General features: G+C 31.0%; 18 protein-coding genes. 9 read left to right on the top strand and 9 right to left on the bottom strand.

The window, feature by feature from the left end; all coding sequences use genetic code 11:
- Positions 1-72: 72 nt before the first annotated feature.
- From L1S33_RS08570 to L1S33_RS08555, 4 genes are all read right to left on the bottom strand, one after another.
- A complete protein-coding gene (locus tag L1S33_RS08570; protein ID WP_240562018.1) occupies positions 73-3,000 on the bottom strand; it encodes a glycoside hydrolase family 3 N-terminal domain-containing protein in 2,928 nt (975 codons plus the stop codon).
- Between the two features lie 19 nt (positions 3,001-3,019).
- Complete coding sequence (locus L1S33_RS08565; RefSeq protein ID WP_240562017.1) at positions 3,020-3,505, bottom strand: ABC transporter ATPase; 486 nt, start codon at positions 3,503-3,505, stop codon at positions 3,020-3,022.
- Positions 3,506-3,664: 159 nt separating this feature from the next.
- A complete protein-coding gene (locus L1S33_RS08560; protein ID WP_240552869.1) occupies positions 3,665-4,492 on the bottom strand; it encodes a 3'-5' exonuclease in 828 nt (275 codons plus the stop codon).
- A 70-nt stretch (positions 4,493-4,562) separates the two neighbouring features.
- Positions 4,563-5,417, bottom strand: coding sequence for a PPK2 family polyphosphate kinase (locus tag L1S33_RS08555; RefSeq protein WP_240562016.1), 855 nt, complete (start codon positions 5,415-5,417; stop codon positions 4,563-4,565).
- A 128-nt stretch (positions 5,418-5,545) separates the two neighbouring features.
- Between L1S33_RS08555 and L1S33_RS08550 the strand changes: the two genes are divergently transcribed.
- The 8 genes from L1S33_RS08550 to L1S33_RS08515 all read left to right on the top strand — a co-directional run bounded on the left by L1S33_RS08550 (position 5,546) and on the right by L1S33_RS08515 (position 11,772).
- Positions 5,546-6,049: a flavodoxin family protein gene (locus L1S33_RS08550; RefSeq protein ID WP_240562015.1), complete on the top strand. Its 504-nt coding sequence runs from the start codon at positions 5,546-5,548 to the stop codon at positions 6,047-6,049.
- Between the two features lie 159 nt (positions 6,050-6,208).
- Positions 6,209-6,937, top strand: coding sequence for a fibrobacter succinogenes major paralogous domain-containing protein (locus L1S33_RS08545; protein WP_240562014.1), 729 nt, complete (start codon positions 6,209-6,211; stop codon positions 6,935-6,937).
- Between the two features lie 195 nt (positions 6,938-7,132).
- Entirely contained in the window at positions 7,133-8,689 is a 1,557-nt protein-coding gene (locus L1S33_RS08540) for an NAD(P)/FAD-dependent oxidoreductase (RefSeq protein ID WP_240562013.1), read from the top strand.
- Between the two features lie 58 nt (positions 8,690-8,747).
- Positions 8,748-9,185: an ATP-dependent zinc protease family protein gene (locus L1S33_RS08535; RefSeq protein WP_240552884.1), complete on the top strand. Its 438-nt coding sequence runs from the start codon at positions 8,748-8,750 to the stop codon at positions 9,183-9,185.
- Positions 9,185-10,060 carry a 30S ribosomal protein S6--L-glutamate ligase gene (gene rimK, locus L1S33_RS08530; RefSeq protein ID WP_240552885.1) on the top strand — a complete coding sequence of 292 codons (876 nt, stop codon included), beginning with the start codon at positions 9,185-9,187 and terminating at the stop codon, positions 10,058-10,060. Before L1S33_RS08535 ends, rimK begins: the two co-directional genes overlap by 1 nt.
- A gap of 29 nt (positions 10,061-10,089) precedes the next feature.
- Positions 10,090-10,254, top strand: coding sequence for a hypothetical protein (locus L1S33_RS08525; RefSeq protein ID WP_240552886.1), 165 nt, complete (start codon positions 10,090-10,092; stop codon positions 10,252-10,254).
- Positions 10,255-10,300: 46 nt separating this feature from the next.
- Positions 10,301-10,867 carry a Pycsar system effector family protein gene (locus L1S33_RS08520; protein ID WP_240562012.1) on the top strand — a complete coding sequence of 189 codons (567 nt, stop codon included), beginning with the start codon at positions 10,301-10,303 and terminating at the stop codon, positions 10,865-10,867.
- On the top strand, positions 10,867-11,772 hold the full coding sequence (locus L1S33_RS08515) for an amidohydrolase family protein (RefSeq protein ID WP_240562011.1): 906 nt from the start codon (positions 10,867-10,869) through the stop codon (positions 11,770-11,772). Before L1S33_RS08520 ends, L1S33_RS08515 begins: the two co-directional genes overlap by 1 nt.
- Here the strand turns inward: L1S33_RS08515 and L1S33_RS08510 are convergent.
- The 5 genes from L1S33_RS08510 to L1S33_RS08490 all read right to left on the bottom strand — a co-directional run bounded on the left by L1S33_RS08510 (position 11,769) and on the right by L1S33_RS08490 (position 15,583).
- On the bottom strand, positions 11,769-13,544 hold the full coding sequence (locus L1S33_RS08510) for an adenylate/guanylate cyclase domain-containing protein (protein WP_240562010.1): 1,776 nt from the start codon (positions 13,542-13,544) through the stop codon (positions 11,769-11,771). The genes L1S33_RS08515 and L1S33_RS08510 overlap by 4 nt on opposite strands.
- An 83-nt stretch (positions 13,545-13,627) precedes the next feature.
- The gene (locus L1S33_RS08505; protein ID WP_240562009.1) at positions 13,628-14,119 is read right to left on the bottom strand and encodes a hypothetical protein; all 492 of its coding nucleotides are present in this window, start codon (positions 14,117-14,119) and stop codon (positions 13,628-13,630) included.
- A gap of 184 nt (positions 14,120-14,303) precedes the next feature.
- Positions 14,304-14,561: a DUF6952 family protein gene (locus L1S33_RS08500; protein ID WP_240562008.1), complete on the bottom strand. Its 258-nt coding sequence runs from the start codon at positions 14,559-14,561 to the stop codon at positions 14,304-14,306.
- 2 nt (positions 14,562-14,563) lie between these two features.
- Entirely contained in the window at positions 14,564-14,872 is a 309-nt protein-coding gene (locus tag L1S33_RS08495; RefSeq protein ID WP_240552892.1) for a thioredoxin family protein, read from the bottom strand.
- Positions 14,873-14,941: 69 nt separating this feature from the next.
- On the bottom strand, positions 14,942-15,583 hold the full coding sequence (locus L1S33_RS08490; RefSeq protein WP_240562007.1) for a peroxiredoxin: 642 nt from the start codon (positions 15,581-15,583) through the stop codon (positions 14,942-14,944).
- 306 nt (positions 15,584-15,889) lie between these two features.
- Between L1S33_RS08490 and katG the strand changes: the two genes are divergently transcribed.
- Positions 15,890-18,064 (top strand): catalase/peroxidase HPI, encoded by a 2,175-nt coding sequence (gene katG, locus L1S33_RS08485; protein ID WP_262914349.1) that lies wholly within the window; start codon positions 15,890-15,892, stop codon positions 18,062-18,064.
- Positions 18,065-18,077: the final 13 nt, after the last annotated feature.

The following is an 18,077-nucleotide window of genomic DNA, read 5'->3' as shown; positions in this document are numbered from 1 at the left end:
CTTCTAAAAAAAAGTTTTAGATTCCTATTTACACGGGAAGGACAATTCTTTTGAACAAAATACTACGTATTTTTAATTATCCTGAATAATAGCGTCTTGAATTACTTGTTGAATTTTAGTTCGCATATTACTTCTTACCAAACCACGATTATCCATATTTGGATATACTCTGTTTGACAAGAAAACATATACAATTCCGCTTTGAGGATCTGCCCAAGTATAAGTTCCAGTAAAACCACTATGACCAAAACTTTCTTCGGAAACGCAACCACAAGTTGCCTTAACTTTAGGATTTAATTGCGGCTTATCGAAACCTAATCCTCTACGAACTTTTTTGTCTTGAAAATAACGTTTATTAAACTTTTCTACGGTTTCTGGATACAAATATTGTCTGCCTCCATATTCTCCTTTTTGCAAGTACATTTGCATAATCTTAGCAACATCATTAGCATTTGCAAATAAACCTGCATGACCACCAACTCCGCCTTGCATTGCAGCTCCCATATCGTGCACGTAACCTTGCAATAATTGATTTCTATAATAGGTGTCTTTTTCTGTTGGAATAATTTCTGATTTCTTAAATTTTTCTAAGGGTAAATAAGATGTTCTGTTTGCTCCTAAAGATTGATAAAATTCTTCATCTACCAAAGTATTTAATGGCTTATGATAAGTATCCTCTAATGCCTTCTTAAATAGATAATATCCTAAATCGCTATATTTATAACGCTTACTTTCTCTTTGATCTGCATCTTTTATATATTTATAAATACTGTCTTGATAACTTTTATTCATATATAAATTTTGAGCTATCTTAATTTGGTATTTATCTGATTTTTTCTTGCTGTAAAATTTGGATAAATTTCTACCTGTTACACTATCTTGAGTGCCTTTGTAGAATGGAATCCAAGCTTTTAATCGACCAAAATGCGACAAGATTTCTTTAACTGTAACGGTTTCCTTATTTGAATTTCTAAAAGAAGGCAATATATCTTTTAGACTTGCCGATAATGGCAAAACCTGCTCCTCTTCTGCTTTCATAATTAAAGGCAAAGACGCTAATATTTTTGTTAGTGAAGCTAAATCGTAAACATCAGAATTCTTTACTCTTAGTTTTTTACTATGCGTGTGATAACCGAAGCTTTTGTTGTAAATAACTTTTCCATGACGAGCCACCAAAACCTGAACTCCAGGAGCCATTTTTTGCTTTAAAATTGTGTCTACTCTTTTATCTATCCCTTCTAAAACCAAGGAAGACATACCAACATCTTCTGGTATAGAGTATTCAAATCTTTTTAAACTATATGCTAATAAACCATGTCCTTCTCCAAACTCATTCTTTATTGAAACCGGTAATTTTCCGTTTACATCTAAAGCTCCAAAAATTGCTTGTGCAGAAAGTTCTTGAGCCAGCTTACTATTTTGATAAGAAACCAACAAGCCTTCTATATTGGCAAACGATTTAACTTGTAATAAACTGTATGGACTTGCAAAAATATCTAAAATAACATTTTTTTTACGTGCTATTTCTTGCAACCAAACTAGCTCTTTATTTGTGAATTTATATCCTTTCCAAGGATGATCATTAGATTTATGAAAACCAATAATTACTAAATTGTATTTTTCTAATTTTTGCTGAAGGGTTGCTAAATTTTTATCCGAAACTACATCAACCTTTGCATAATTCTGTAACATATTTACAAAGTGAGTTCCTTTAGAATCTCCCATTGAAACATACGCAATTTTGTGTTTTTCTAAATTTCTAACCGGAATATCTCCGTTTGTGTTTTTTAGAATAGTAATAGAATTCTTAATCAATTTTCTATGTAGAATTTCATCTTTTGGCGCATTTAAATCGGCTTGTAAATTATCTTCTGAAACTGGCTTATAATTATGTAAACCAACCAGATATTTAGCTCGTAATATTTTACGTACAGAATGCTCTAATCTTTCTTCGGTTAGCATTCCGTTTTTAAGTGCGTTTTTCATCAACTTAACAGAACCAGGAACATCTTGCGGAATTAACAACATATCGTTTCCTGCAAGTATTGCGGCTAAATCTATTTCTGCAGAAGTAGAATAATTTGCAGCACCTTTCATGTTTAATCCATCTGTAATTACAAGTCCTAAGAAACCTAACTTTTCTTGTAATAATTTTGTGGTTACATTATAAGAAAGTGATGTTGGTAAAGCTGGATCTTGTTCTAAACTAGGAATACTTAAATGCGCTGTCATAACACTTGCTACACCAGCATCAAACATTTTTTTGTATGGATACAATTCTATAGAATCTAAACGCTGTTTTGTAAAATTTAAAACGGGTAAAGTATGATGAGAATCTGACGCTGTATCTCCATGTCCTGGAAAGTGTTTTGCATTTGCTAACACACCAACTTGTTGCATTCCACGAGTAAACGCAATTGCTTTTTCTGTTACATTTTCTTTACTTTCTCCAAAAGAACGGTTACCAATAATTGGGTTCTTTGGATTGATATTTACATCTACAACAGGTGCAAAATTTATATGAATTCCTAATCGTTTACAATGTTCTCCTATTCGTTTACCAAATTCTTCAACTAGATTATTATCTCTAATTGCACCTAATGTCATATTCCAAGGAAATTTATATACATTTTTTAAACGCATATCTAAACCCCATTCTCCATCAAAACCAATCATTAAAGGGACTTTAGAAAGTTCTTGATACTTATTATTTAATTTTGCTTGTTTTTCTGGAGTACCTTGCATAAAAATTAAATTACCAACATGATATTTCTCAATCATATCAGTAATAGTTTTTTCATGCTTAGCATCTAAATTTGAATAGGCTTGCACCATAAATAATTGACCAATTTTTTCTTCAACAGTCATGTTATTTATAATACTATCTACCCAAATTTGTTGCGCAGCTGCATCAGTTGCTCTTAACGGATCTACACTTTGTGCTTGAGCACTTAATAAGAAAACGTTTAATAAAAATAAAAGTAATATTCTTTTTTGCATAGTTTTTTTAATTCAATTTTTATACCAAAAAGCGTTTGTGCCAACTTTGTTCTGCTGGAACTTCCCATTTTGTTTCAAAATCTTCTTTTGTATTTACCATGTTGTTAAAAACAATGGTCTCAGCATTTATTTTTTTATCTTTAGCATACTGCTGAAAATCAGATAATTTTACAATATTTATATTGTCATTATCTTTAAATGAAACATTTAATTTGTTCATTAAATCTAATTGCAATTCTTTTTCTAATTCTTGTACAAATTTAACTGAAGAATCTATAGAACATCCAGAAACATTATTAAAACCTTCGTCTACCGCTAAAATTAAAAACTGATTGTATTTTATGGTAAAAGATCCTTTTAAATCGTCTCCATGACGCGTCCATTGGTCTATAAACAGTAATGCTTTTGCGCTTATGTGTTCTATTTCTTCTATTTGAAATTCTCTATCTGCTTGGTAAATCCAAACACGAGAATTACTTGGTAAATTTTTATATTCTGTGAACATTTTATGAAATGTTTAATTTTATTTGTTTAAGTCGTGTGTTCTTTACTAGAATTCGTTTTTAACGAATGTAATTTTGTTAAAATCAATTCTCCTTAATCATTTGTTAATTTAGATTTTTTTAACAATAGATTCCTGCCTACGCAGGAATGACAAACAGTTTTATCTTAAATTAAATTTTTGCTGCAGAGCATTCAACTTATCTTCATCACTCATGGTGTCTTTTGGCGCAGACATTCTTTCTTTTATTTGTCTTAATACCTTTTTAGTGTACAACGGAAAATCTGCATTCTGAATCCAATTATTATAACCCGGATTTTCTTTTAGTACTTCTTCCACTGTTCTTCCTTTGTATTTTCCGAAAGAGAAAATCTCTTGATCATCTTCATTCATTAAAATAAAACCAGCAAAATCGGCTCTTTTTCCGTGAGTTGAAAATTCACTTAAAGCGTCTATACTATTTTCTATATCGTCGTATTTATCTAATTGCGCTAACAAAATTTCATAGGTTGCATTTGTATCTGCTTCTGCTCCGTGCGCTCCTTCCAATTCTCTTCCGCAGTAAAATTGATAACCAGCACTTAATGTTCGTTGTTCTTTTTTGTGAAAAATTACCTGGACATCAACCGCTTTTCTGTTATTCATATCAAAATCGATTCCTGCACGCATTAATTCTTCTGCTAACAAAGGAATATCGAATCGATTTGAATTGAACCCAGCTAAATCGCAACCTTCAATCATTTTGCTAACTTCTGCGGCTAATTCTTTAAAAGTTGGTTCAGTAACTACTTTTTCGTTTGTAATTCCATGAATATCAATTGCTCCTTGCGGAATTTCAATTTCCGGATTTACCAACCACGTTTTACTTTCTTTATTTCCGTTTGGATACACTTTTAAAATTGCAATTTCTACAATTCTATCAGTTGCAATACTAACTCCTGTTGTTTCTAAATCGAAAAATACGATTGGTTTTGTTAAATTTAATTCCATATTTAAGATGAAAGGTGATAGATAAAGAATGAAAGTACTTTTTACTTTTATCCTAAACCATTAACCTATTTTATTCGTTATTTAATTGTTCTTTAAATTCTTCAACTTGCGCTTGTACTTTTGCTGGCAATGTTGGTTCTTTAAAATTATATTTCTGCATTTCTTCTAATAAAATCTCTGCTAAGAGGTAACGTACAGAAGGTTTATCATCGGCCGGAAGCACAAACCAAGGTGCATTTTCTTTAGACGTTCTGTTTAATAAATCTTCATAACAGTCTTGATATTTATCCCATAATTTACGCTCTTTTAAATCTCCTGCAGAAAATTTCCAATTCTTTTCCGGAATATTTAATCGACGTAATAACCTGCTTTTTTGCTCGTCTTTAGATAGGTTTAAAAAGAACTTTAAAACAATAGTTCCGTTTGCGGACAAATGATTTTCAAAATCGTTAATTCTATCCATTCTGTCGTGATAAAAAGCATCATCTAAATCGTCTAAACTTTTTACAGATGGAATGTTTTCTCCAAAAATATATTCTGGATGTACACGTGTTACCAAAACATTTTCATAATGTGTACGATTAAAAACACCTACTTTTCCTTTTGCAGGAAGCGCAATATAATGTCTCCATAAAAAATCGTGTTTCAATTCCAATTCCGTAGGAACTTTAAAACTATACACTTCTACACCACGTGCATTAAATTGTTTAAAAACCTCACGTATTAAGCTATCTTTACCAGAAGTATCCATTCCTTGCAAGCAAACCAACACACTATATTTACCTTCCGCATACATAGCATCTTGTAATTTCGCTAACTTTTTACGTGTCTTTTTTAGTTTCTTCTCTGCATCCTCAACTACTTCTTTTGTAACAGAATTTTTAAGTTGAATATTGCCAGAAACTTTATATTTTGATAAATTCATTTAAATCTATAATTAAAACCTAAAGATAGAAAAAATACTTGTTTTTCTATTGATTTTTTCTTGGGTTTAATTGATATTTATTATCAGCTTTTTAACATTATTACAAATGTTTTTCACATTTTTATTTAATGAATAAAACAGTAATTATACAAGGAAGCGCCAACAGTTTTGGTAACACACATAAAGTAGTGAACTATTTAAATAAAGACAAAAAGTTTGATGTAATCGATTTAAAAACCAAAAATATTGGTCCATTTGAATATGATTTTAGTAATGCAAATGATGATTTTTTACCATTGATGGAAAAAATTATTACAAACTACGATACTTTAATTTTTGCAACACCTGTTTATTGGTACACAATGAGCGGAATGATGAAAGATTTTTTTGATAGAATGTCTGATTTACTTCACTACAAAAAAGAATTAGGAAGACAATTGCGTGGTAAAAACATTGCTATGATTAGTAATTCTGCAGGAAATGACAGACGCATAGGTTTTGAAATGCCTTTTATTGAAAGTGCAAAATATCTTGGAATGAATTATCTTGGAGACACACATGTTTGGTTTAATAACGATAAAATTGCAGATGACGCTAAACTATCAATAGAGCAATTTGGCAATAAAATTTAGTTTGATTCTAAACTTATTTTTGGGTAACTTCGCTAACGTTGAATATTAACAATTAAAACTGTGAATATTCTTAAACATTGGCAAACATTAACACCAAATTATATCAACCCAATTTTAGGAAAAAACCGATTGAAGTTGTTATATATAAAAAACAAATAAATGAAATCAATTATTAGACTTAGCATTATCCTTTTATTATTAATTAGTTTTGGTTGTTCTGAAGATGACAATAACCCAAATGAAGAACCTGCATTAACAGTAACTGATGTTGATGGTAATATTTACAACACCATAACCATTGGGAATCAAACTTGGATGCTGGAGAATCTAAAGACAACAACCTTTAATGACGGAACACCAATTACAGAATATCAATTTGGTATGGATTGGGGAGATTTACCAAATCAAATTCCTCAATATCAATGGGCAGACACTAGCGACTTAAATAATGTAGTTGATGAAGAATTACCATTCGACTTTTATGGAGCAATGTATAATCATTGGGCAATAGAAAGCGGAAAATTAGCACCAGAAGGATGGCGAATTCCATCACAATCAGATTTTGAAGAATTAGAAAATTATTTATCAGAAAACGGATTTGAAAATCAAGAAGCGTCTGCTTTAAAATCTTCAACCGGTTGGCTTCCAAGTTCTGGAAACGGAATAAATGCTATTGGTTTCAATGGATTGCCAAATGGCTATATCAATGCATTTGGTGGTCCAACACTTGGACAAGGTATCTGTACTTGGGCTACAACTAATGTAAACACAAACCTTCCTATAGGTTCTAGAACTAGAGTTCTTGTACAACTTTCTGACACAGAAGACATCTTTTATGGTGATAATTCTATCAGAATAGGTTCTGGAATACGTTGCATTAAAGAATAACGATTTGCCAACAACGTGTATAATTAATTGCTTTGGCAAGTGCTTATTTGGAAAATTCCTTCGGAATTTTCTCGCGTTCGTTTTTGTTTACTAAATTAGTTGCTGAAACACGCAACTAACCATACACAAGCACGTTAGCGAAATTTCCTTTTTTACATATAATAATCAATGCAAAGTTTTCCGTAATTTTGCACCATGATAAAAGAATTGCAACTCCGAGTAAATCTTATTGAAGAAAGAAAAGAAGATATCTTACTTTTTAAAGCTGCTAAGAAATTAGATATCGCTAGAAATGAAATTAATGCTGTAAAAGTTTTACGAAAATCTATTGATGCTCGTAAAAAAGACATCATTTTTAATTATAAAGTTGCGGTTTATATCAACGAAAATATTCCTGAGAAATCAGAATATATTTTTGACTACAAAGATGTTTCTAAAGCAAAAGAAGTTCATATTATTGGTTTTGGTCCTGCAGGAATGTACGCTGCTTTGCGCTGTATTGAGTTAGGTTTTAAACCAATTGTTTTAGAGCGTGGTAAGAATGTACAAGATAGAAGGCGTGATTTACGTGCTATTAATCAAGAACACTTTGTAAACGAAGATTCTAATTACTGTTTTGGAGAAGGCGGTGCAGGTACTTATTCTGACGGAAAATTATACACGCGTTCTCTAAAACGTGGTGATGTTAGAAGAATTTTTGAAAACTTAGTTTTTCATGGAGCAACAGATCAAATTTTGGTAGACGCTCATCCACATATTGGAACTAATAAACTGCCTAAGATTATTCAGAATATCCGTGAACAAATTATAAAGTTTGGGGGCGAAATTCATTTTGAAAGCAGAGTTACAGATTTTGTAATTAAGAATAACAAATTACAAGCTATCCAGCTTCAAAACGGAACAGAAATGGCTGTTAATTCTGTTATTTTGGCAACTGGACATTCCGCAAGAGATATTTACGAATTGTTACATAAAAAAGACATCGCCTTAAAAGCAAAATCTTTTGCAATGGGCGTTCGTGTTGAGCATCCGCAAGAAATAATTGACCAGATTCAATATAGTTGTTCTGGAGAAAGAGACGAGTTACTACCAGCCGCAGCATACAGTTTGGTACATCAAGTAAACAATAGAGGCGTATATTCTTTTTGCATGTGTCCTGGCGGATTTATAGTTCCTGCAGCAACGGCAAATGGCGAAGTTGTAGTAAACGGAATGTCTCCTTCACGTAGAAATAACAAGTTTGCTAATTCTGGAATTGTTGTGGAATTAGATATTGATAAAGACTTTAAAAAATATGAGGAATTTGGTGCTTTAAAAGGTTTAGAATTTCAAAAAGATTTAGAAAAAATAGCATTTTTTGCAGGAGGAAGAAGTCAAGTTGCTCCAGCACAACGTTTGGTAGATTTTGTTGACGGAAAAACCTCAACAGATTTAAATGAAACCTCGTATCAACCAGGATTAAAATCAGCTCCATTACATTCACTTCTGCCTAAAATTATTGGTGGAAGATTACGAAAGGGCTTTGCGGCTTTCGGTCAAAAAATGCACGGTTATCACACCAATGAAGCCAATATTATTGGAGTAGAATCTAGAACATCTTCACCCGTAAATATTCCGAGGAAAGAAAACTTAGAACACCCAGAAATAGAAGGATTATTTCCTTGTGGAGAAGGTGGCGGTTACGCTGGTGGAATTATTTCTGCAGCAATGGACGGAGAACGTTGTGCGGAAGCAGCTATAGCTAAAATGTAAAAAAATTTGTTTTAATTGAATTAGTATACCTAATTTTACTTTTTATTAATTTAAATAAATGAAAATAACAATTGGTCGTTTTGATAAAGGAGATTTTCCTGAATTATCATTATTTGACATTGATTTAAAAATTGATTCTGGCGCTTACACCTCTTCAATACATTGTATTAATATTAAGGAAGTAAAAAATGACAAAGAATCATTAATTAAATATACATTATTAGATCCGGAGCATCCGTTATACAATAATAAGGAATTTACCTCGAGAAATTACACCTCAAAAATGGTAAAAAGCTCTAATGGTATTGCTGAAAAACGATTTATGATTCAGACAGAAATTATCATTTTTAATAAAAGTTTTCCAATTGATTTAACGCTAAGCCAACGTAAGGAAATGAAATTCCCTATATTATTGGGAAGAAAATTTTTAAACAAAAGATTTATAATTGACGCCATTAAAAAAGATTTATCCTACAAACTAAAACAAAAAAACTAATGAGAATTGTAATATTATCTAGAAACCCTAACTTATATTCAACTAGAAGATTAGTAGAAGCTGCTCAGAAAAGAAAGCACGAAGTTTTAGTAGTAGATCACTTAAAATGCAATATTGAGATTGAAAAAAAATCTCCTAAAATATTTTATAAAGGTGAATACTTAGAAAATATTGACGCAATAATTCCAAGAATTGGAGCTTCAGTAACTTTTTATGGTACTGCAGTTATTCGTCAATTTGAAATGATGAAAGTATTTTCTGCTGTTTCTTCTCAAGCGTTAGTAAAATCGAGAGATAAACTAAGTAGTTTACAAATTTTAGCAAGAGCGGGAGTTGGCTTACCGAAAACCGTTTTTACAAATTACACTAAAGATGTAGAGCACGTTGTAGAATCTGTTGGTGGAGCTCCTTTAATTTTAAAATTACTAGAAGGAACTCAAGGTTTAGGTGTTGTGTTGGCTGAAACTAAAAACGCTGCAACCTCAGTCTTAGAAGCCTTTAATGGTCTTGGCGCTAGAGTGATTGCTCAAGAATTTATAAAAGAAGCAGGCGGAGCAGACATTAGAGCATTTGTTGTTGATGGAAAAATAGTTGGCGCGATGAAACGTCAAGGAAAAGAAGGAGAATTCCGTTCAAACTTACATAGAGGTGGAAACGCAACTGTTATAGAATTAACAGACGAAGAAGAAAAAACTGCTTTAAAAGCAACAAAAGCTTTAGGCTTAGGTGTTGCAGGTGTAGATATGTTACAATCTTCTAAAGGTCCTTTAGTTTTAGAAGTAAATTCTTCTCCAGGTTTAGAGGGAATTGAAACAGCAACAGGTAAAAACATTGCCAAAGAAATAATTCGTTATTTAGAAATTCACGTTGAATAATATTTTTTTCTGAAAGGAGAATAAATTCTATGTCAAAAAAAGGAAAAGCAAAAAACACTGTTAACAAAGCAAAACATACTAAATTGATGAATCAGAAAATCAATAAAGTAAAGCTAGAAAAACAACTTAACAAAGAGCGTTTAAAAGCTATAATAAAAAAAGTAAACGATCAAAAAAGCAATAATAATTCATAACAAAATCTTTTTAGTTACTTTTATGTTTCACTTCTAACCAAATAAGATGAAAACTGAAGAACAAAAAACTTCTTTTACTAAAGAAGAATTGAATGCTGGAGATTTAACATTCCATTATTGGGGCGCAATGGATTACTTAGTTGGATTGATAAAATCTTCTGAACTTAAAGCTGGTTTAATTTTATCTTTTTTTGGTATTATTTTTAACTTCGTATATCAAAATGCAGAACGTGTAAAAGAAAATTTAGCAGACTACAGTTTTCTTTATGTTCTTTTGTTTTTATGGCTAGTTAGCACTCTAATTTCAATTTTTCATAGCGTTAGTACATTTATACCAAGGATTGAAAAAAAGTACGATTCTAATGTTTTCTTTTTTGGAGATATTGTTTCTAAATATGGAGATATAAATCAGTTTTCTAAAACGTTTTTAAAAACCACAGTTGACAAAGAAAAAATATACGATCAAATTGGGCAACAGATCTATATTAATGCTAAAATAACAGCTTTAAAGTTTAAGAGTGTTAACACTGCAATTCGTTATTTAGTAATTAGTTTGGCTATTTTACTTCTTTTAATCTTATCAGAAATTGTAATACTATTAATTCTAAAATAATGGACAAAACACACGCTTACTTTCATGAATTAAAAAAAGCAGATGTTCATAATCACTTTCATTTAGGAGGTTCACAAAAAAGATTTTTAGAAAAATATCCAAATTCAGATATTATATTTCCCGATAAATATGATGGTCTAGTTGGCATGATTGATTTTATTTACGGTCATTTAAATAAAAGCATGCTTACTAGTGAAGATGTTATTAATTTTATGGAAATCTCTATAGAAAGTAGCATTGATGATAATATAACACTCCTTGAAGCTAGTGTTGATGTTAATTTAGCTCGTTTTTTTAACAACTCTTTAGATGAAGTAATTCAACAAGTAAAAAGAATAAAAGAAAAATACAAAGCTAAAATTGATTTTAGACCAGATATCGGAATCAATAAAGATTTACCTATTGATAAAGTTTATGAATACGGCGAACAATGCATTAACAGTGGCGTTTTTAACGGTATCGATTTATATGGAAAAGAAGCAGATCAAAATCTTGTACCTTTTCAAGAACTCTTTAAAACAGCTAAAAGAAACAACATAAAAACCAAGGTTCATATTGGTGAGTTTTCTGATTGCAAAAGTATTGAAGAAACTATATTAATGCTAAATCCAGATGAATTACAACATGGAATAAACGCGATAAATTCTCAAAAAACTATGGATTTAATTTTGGAAAGAGATATTCGATTAAATATTTGTCCTCAAAGTAATATTTCACTTGGAACAGTAAAAAACATCAAGGCACATCCAATAAAAAAGTTATTTGACAACGGAATAAAAGTAACCGTAAATACTGATGATTTAATCTTGTTTAATGCTACTATTTCTGATGAATTTTATAACCTATATAGCAACTCAATATTTTCTTTGAATGAGTTAGAAATAATTAGAAATAATGCTTTTTAACTAGCTCTATCTACAAAATACATCTTAATCTTTCCTTTCCCTTTTGCTTCTATTGCTCCTCTAGATTCAAACACAAACTCTTTGTTATCTTTTAATAAGTTATAAGTAGATTCACTAATATTAACTTTACCAGGCTCACCAGAACTTTCCATTCTACTAGCAATATTTACAGCATCTCCCCAAATATCATAGGCAAACTTTTTAGTACCAACAACTCCAGCCACAACGGAACCAGTATTAATACCAATTCTAATATCAAAAGATGCATTTTTATCTGCATTACTCATTGCTTTTTTTACAAAATCTGCAATTTCTAAAGCTGCTAAGACCGATTTATAAGCATGATCTTCCGTTGGATAAGGCAAACCACCAGCACACATGTACGCATCTCCTATTGTTTTTATTTTTTCTAAATTGTGTTTATCTATAATTTCATCAAACTTCGAAAAATAAAAATCTATACTTTTCACTAATTCTTCCGGAGATAAGCCTTCTGAAAACTGTGTAAATCCTTTAAAATCGGTAAACAAAACTGAAGTAGATTTGTATTTTTTAGAAGTTACGCTTCCTTTTTCTTTCAATTCGTTTGCAGTTTCTTCAGGTAAAATATTCTTTAACAACCCATCTGAACGCTCTTTTTCTTTTGCTATAATTTTATTATTTCTAAATAACGAAACGGCAAATAATCCAATTAAAAATAGTGCAATACCAATTGCATATGAAATAATTTTTTGCGTTTTCCCTTTTTCTGTCTCAAGGTCAAGTTCATTTTGTTTTTTAGCTACTTCAATTTCTTTCTCTTTCTCTAATTCTTTTTCTTGCAACTTTAATTCCAACTCTTTACTTGCATCAGAATTCTTAACACTATCTCTATAAGTTATATGTTTTTTAAAAAAATCTAATGAATTTTCATATAGTTTCTCTTGCTGATAAATAGTTGAAAGCTTTAAGTAACCATCTCCTATTTGCTCTTTTAATCCATATTTTTTAGCAAGCGCTAAACTTCTTTGCGCAAATCGTAATGCTTTTGCATCTTGTTTTTTATCCAAATAAACATCAGACATTGCATCTAGATAAACACAAATTGGATAATAATCTTCATATTCCTCAAGAATACTTATAGCCTTATATAGATTTTCTTGAGCTTTTTCATTTTCATCTTTTTCTGCATAAACCAAGCCAACATTACCTAAATTATAAGCTGCTCCTATTTCGTAATCAACAAGTTTAAAAAGTCTTCCAGACTCTTCAAAATAATATAAAGCCGAATCTAATTTCTTTTGATTATAATATTCATCTCCCAAATTTAATTGAGCTGAAGCCAAATCAATTGAGTCCATCTCTACATCTTGTTTAAGCAAAGCAATACTATTTCTATAATAACTAACTGCGTTTTTACTATCTCCCATTATAGAATAAGCATCAGCTATAGATATTTTTATTGTTGCTTGTTGATTCAATAAATTATTATCTTCTGCTATTTCAGCTGCAGTAAAATAATTTTCTAAAGCTTTAGTTAACTCACTTTTCAATCGATACGCATTCCCCATTTGTTGGTATCCTGAAAAAACATAGTCTACAGAATCCATTTCCTTGGCAGATTCTATCAACTCTTTACTAAATATTAAAATCTCATCCGGATTTGTTTCCTCTTGAGAAATCCATCTTAAATTTTTTAACTTATCTTTTCTTTCATATGAATTAGTTCTTAGTATTTTTTTTAAACTATCACTTTCTTTTTGATTTTGAGTATAAGAATTAGTGCTATACACACAAAAAAAGCCTATTAAAAAACAGGCTTTTAAATAATACTTTTTATGTTTTAATTTGATGCTTATCACAAATCAAGTTAAATTTATCTTCTAGATTTAATTTTAATTTTTGGGTCAATTGTGTAAACCTCACTTTGCAATTGACCATCTACTTCTAATTGGAAATCGATGTCAAATTTCAGTTCATCATCTTCATTTACTCCTTCTAAAACCTCTAAACCAACTAACCAACCAGTTGTATCTAAAACAGATTCTAAACCGTTAGCCCACAACTCTTCATTTCCAGAAGAAAAATGAAATTCTACAAACCTAACAATTGTATTTGAAGAGGTTGTCGTTACTTCATATATAATTTCATCTCCAACAATTGCTTCTGTTGTATATTCAGATGCAGGAATACCATTAAAACGAATTAATCCTGTTGCATCTGTTCCTGCTAAATTATTTAATGCATCTAAGTCCAAAGTAGCAGTTACTTCTTGAACCATTGGTGTTGTGTCTATCTTTTCTTCATCACTAGAGCAAGACATTAAAAAAAATACTGCTATTAATACGAATCCTTTTAGTGCTTTCATTATTTCTAATTTTTAATATATTCTGGTTAGTTAACAGTCAAATATATAGTATTTGAAAACAAACTACAAGGGTTAAACAACTATTTATAAGCAGAATAATTATTAACCTAAAGGAGTTATAAAATTATAGAAACAAAAAAATCTCACATTTCTGTGAGATTTTTTTTACATTATTTTAAAAACATTATTTATCAATAGATCCAAGAACACGCTTCATAAAAGCATTTAAAGCTTCTTTCTTTGGTGTTCCTTCTTTTATCATTTTATCTACTTCTAATGCTCCATACATATTAGAAATTAACTCTCCTATAACATCTAATTCTTCATCTTTTAATGACGGAACTTCGGTTAAAGCTTCTAGTGTCTCTATAGTTTCAATCAAATAATCTTGATCGTTTTCTTCTATAAAATTTGTTAAGTGTTTTATTACTGGTAATTTCATAATTAAAGAACCTCGTTTACCAATTCTTTTAAAGAATCAAATTTGTTTGTTTGTACTTGATTTACAAATTTACCATCTACAAAAGTTGCAAATGTTGGTAAATTACTTACATCTGCTAATTTTCTGCTTTCAGGAAATTTTTCTGCATCTGCAATAACAAAAACTGCGTTTTCATTTTCAGAAGCTAATTTCTTAAATTTAGGCTTCATAATTCTACAGTTTCCACACCAAGTTGCAGAATATTGTACTACAACTGTTTTATTTCCTGAAACTAATTCTGCTAAGTTATCTTGACTTAATTCTTGTACCATAATTAATGATGAATTTTAAATTATGAATTACGAATTAAACACTCGCAATTCATAATTTGTAATTAAATTTTAGTGGGAAGCTAAATATTCAGCTGTTCCTTTTGCATTTGGTTTCATAGCATCTTTACCCTCTTCCCAGTTTGCAGGACAAACTTCTCCGTTTTTTTGAACATGAGAATACGCATCAATTAAACGTAAAAATTCATTTACATTTCTACCAACTGGCATGTGATTAATTCCTTCATGAAAAACAGTTCCTTCTTCATCAATTAAATATGTAGCTCTATACGTTACATTATCTCCAACAACTTGTACAGTTTGAGTTGCTTCATCATAAACCTCTTCAGAAATATCTAAAATTCCTAAAATTGAAGATAAGTTACGGTTACTATCTGCTAATAAAGGGTATGTTACACCTTCAATTCCTCCGTTATCTTTAGATTGGCTTAACCAAGCAAAGTGTACTTCTGGAGTATCACAAGAAGCTCCAATTACAATTGTATTTCTTTTTTCAAACTCTCCTAAAGCTGCTTGAAAAGCATGTAATTCTGTAGGACATACGAAAGTAAAATCTTTTGGATACCAAAATAACAACACCTTTTTATTGTTGTTTTTCGCCTCTTCTAATACGTTAATTTTGAACGTATCTCCCATATCGTTCATTGCATCTACATTTAAATCTGGAAATTGTTTACCAACTGCTGTTGCCATTTTTTATTATTTTAATTATTAATATTCTATTTTTAACAGATACAAAGATAAAAATAAAGCAAAAAAAAAGTAATTATTTTAATGGTTACTTTCGATACTACAATAGTTTTTAATTATACCTAAAGAATAAAAACATAAGAATTAACTATTTTACCATGTGATTGATTTGTAAAAAATATTTTTCTAAGAATTTTTCCTAAAATAGATTTTACTTATTTTAAAATAAAAACAATAGATAAAAATTATTTAAAAACATATTGTAGTTTTGTCAAAAAATAAAACCTAAAATTTAAAAACATATAACCAATGGAAAACTTAAAACATGGCTCTGGCGATATTACAAAATGTCCTTTTATGGGAGGAAACACAACAAATGAAACAAATAACGATTGGTGGCCAAATTCTTTAAATTTAGATATTTTACACCAACACGATACAAAAGTAAATCCACTTGGCGAGGAATTCAATTACCACGAAGCACTTAAAGGTTTAAATATTGATGCATTAAAAGAAGATGTAACAAATTTAATGACAGACAGTCAAGATTGGTGGCCTGCAGATTGGGGACATTATGGAGGATTAATGATTCGTATGGCTTGGCACTCTGCAGGTTCATACAGAACTAGTGATGGACGTGGTGGTGGTGGAACTGGAAACCAACGATTTGCTCCCATAAATTCTTGGCCAGACAATGTTAGCTTAGATAAGGCAAGACGTTTACTTTGGCCAGTTAAGAAAAAATATGGAGATAAATTAAGCTGGGCCGATTTAATCATTTTAGCCGGTACAATTGCTTATGAATCTATGGGGCTAAAAACATTTGGTTTTGCTTTTGGTAGAACAGATATTTGGCAACCAGAAAAAGACACATATTGGGGTACAGAAAAAGAATGGCTAGCACCAAGTGATGAACGTTATACTGATGTAGAAAACCCTAGCACAATGGAAAATCCATTAGCAGCTGTACAAATGGGATTAATTTACGTAAATCCAGAAGGTGTTAACGGAAAATCTGACCCTGCAAAAACAGCTTTACATATTAGAGAAACTTTTGCTAGAATGGGAATGAATGATGAAGAAACTGCAGCATTAACTGCAGGCGGTCATACAGTTGGTAAAGCCCATGGAAATGGAGATGCAAGTGTTTTAGGGCCAGAACCAGAAGCTGCACCTATAGAAAGTCAAGGTTTTGGTTGGGAAAACCCAAATGGATCTGGAGTTGGTAGAGACACCGTAACAAGTGGTATTGAAGGAGCATGGACAACAGAACCAACAAAATGGGATAATGGATTTTTTGATCTTTTATTTGGTTATGAGTGGGAACTTACAAAAAGTCCTGCAGGAGCTACACAATGGGCTCCAATAAACATTAAAGAAGAAGATAAACCTGTAGATGTAGAAGATCCTTCAATTCGATTGAACCCAATGATGACTGATGCAGATATGGCTATGAAAGTAGATCCTATTTATCGAGAAATTTGTGAAAAATTCAGTAGTGATCACCAATATTTTTCTGAAACTTTTGCTCGTGCTTGGTTTAAATTAACGCACAGAGACATGGGACCAAAAGCTAGATATTATGGTCCAGATGTACCTTCAGAAGAATTAATTTGGCAAGATCCAATTCCTGTAGGAAACAAAAATTACGATGAAAAACTAGTAAAAGAAAAAATTTCTAGTACAAATTTAACCATTGCAGAATTAGTTGCTACTGCTTGGGATAGTGCAAGAACTTATAGAGGTTCAGATATGCGTGGTGGCGCTAATGGAGCTCGTATTCGTTTAACTCCTCAAAAAGACTGGGCTGGTAACGAACCTGATAGATTAATTAAAGTCTTAGACATTTTAACTCCAATTGCAACAGAATTTGGAATTAGCATTGCAGATACAATTGTTTTAGCAGGTAATGTTGGTATAGAAAAAGCAATAAAAAACGCCGGATTTAATACAACAGTTCCTTTTACTGCTGGTCGTGGAGATGCTACAGATGAAATGACAGATGCAGCTTCTTTTGAACCTTTAGAACCAATTGCAGACGGATATAGAAACTGGTTAAAACAAGAATACATAGTAAGCCCAGAAGAATTGATGTTAGATAAAACACAACTTTTAGGCTTAACTGCTCCAGAAATGACCATTTTAGTTGGCGGAATGAGGGTTTTAGGCACTAATTACGGAGGAACTAAACATGGAGTTTTTACAAATAATGAAGGCGCTTTAACTAATGACTTCTTTGTAAACTTAACAGATATGGCCAATACTTGGAACTCAGTTGGTGAAGGTTTATACGAAATTAGAGACCGTAAAACAGGTGCCTTTAAATGGTCTGCAACTAGTGTAGATTTAGTTTTTGGATCTAACTCTATATTGCGTTCTTATGCAGAAGTATATGCACAAGATGATAACAAAGAAAAATTTGTAAATGCATTTGTAAAAGCTTGGACAAAAGTGATGAATGCTGATAGATTTGATAATAAATAAATAATTATAAAAT

It is taken from the genome of Tenacibaculum aquimarinum, from assembly GCF_022478115.1.
Lineage (GTDB): Bacteria > Bacteroidota > Bacteroidia > Flavobacteriales > Flavobacteriaceae > Polaribacter > Polaribacter aquimarinum_A.
The sequence above is the reverse complement of the archived record's forward strand: the minus strand, read 5'-3'. Positions and strand labels throughout refer to the sequence as shown.

Bases quoted from the DNA above. Each gene is read 5' to 3' on its own strand.
- L1S33_RS08570 (WP_240562018.1), bottom strand. From the start codon at position 3,000: ATGCAAAAAAGAATATTACTTTTATTTTTATTAAACGTTTTCTTATTA.
- L1S33_RS08565 (WP_240562017.1), bottom strand. From the start codon at position 3,505: ATGTTCACAGAATATAAAAATTTACCAAGTAATTCTCGTGTTTGGATT.
- L1S33_RS08560 (WP_240552869.1), bottom strand. From the start codon at position 4,492: ATGGAATTAAATTTAACAAAACCAATCGTATTTTTCGATTTAGAAACA.
- L1S33_RS08555 (WP_240562016.1), bottom strand. From the start codon at position 5,417: ATGAATTTATCAAAATATAAAGTTTCTGGCAATATTCAACTTAAAAAT.
- L1S33_RS08550 (WP_240562015.1), top strand. From the start codon at position 5,546: ATGAATAAAACAGTAATTATACAAGGAAGCGCCAACAGTTTTGGTAAC.
- L1S33_RS08545 (WP_240562014.1), top strand. From the start codon at position 6,209: ATGAAATCAATTATTAGACTTAGCATTATCCTTTTATTATTAATTAGT.
- L1S33_RS08540 (WP_240562013.1), top strand. From the start codon at position 7,133: ATGATAAAAGAATTGCAACTCCGAGTAAATCTTATTGAAGAAAGAAAA.
- L1S33_RS08535 (WP_240552884.1), top strand. From the start codon at position 8,748: ATGAAAATAACAATTGGTCGTTTTGATAAAGGAGATTTTCCTGAATTA.
- rimK (WP_240552885.1), top strand. From the start codon at position 9,185: ATGAGAATTGTAATATTATCTAGAAACCCTAACTTATATTCAACTAGA.
- L1S33_RS08525 (WP_240552886.1), top strand. From the start codon at position 10,090: ATGTCAAAAAAAGGAAAAGCAAAAAACACTGTTAACAAAGCAAAACAT.
- L1S33_RS08520 (WP_240562012.1), top strand. From the start codon at position 10,301: ATGAAAACTGAAGAACAAAAAACTTCTTTTACTAAAGAAGAATTGAAT.
- L1S33_RS08515 (WP_240562011.1), top strand. From the start codon at position 10,867: ATGGACAAAACACACGCTTACTTTCATGAATTAAAAAAAGCAGATGTT.
- L1S33_RS08505 (WP_240562009.1), bottom strand. From the start codon at position 14,119: ATGAAAGCACTAAAAGGATTCGTATTAATAGCAGTATTTTTTTTAATG.
- L1S33_RS08500 (WP_240562008.1), bottom strand. From the start codon at position 14,561: ATGAAATTACCAGTAATAAAACACTTAACAAATTTTATAGAAGAAAAC.
- L1S33_RS08495 (WP_240552892.1), bottom strand. From the start codon at position 14,872: ATGGTACAAGAATTAAGTCAAGATAACTTAGCAGAATTAGTTTCAGGA.
- L1S33_RS08490 (WP_240562007.1), bottom strand. From the start codon at position 15,583: ATGGCAACAGCAGTTGGTAAACAATTTCCAGATTTAAATGTAGATGCA.
- katG (WP_262914349.1), top strand. From the start codon at position 15,890: ATGGAAAACTTAAAACATGGCTCTGGCGATATTACAAAATGTCCTTTT.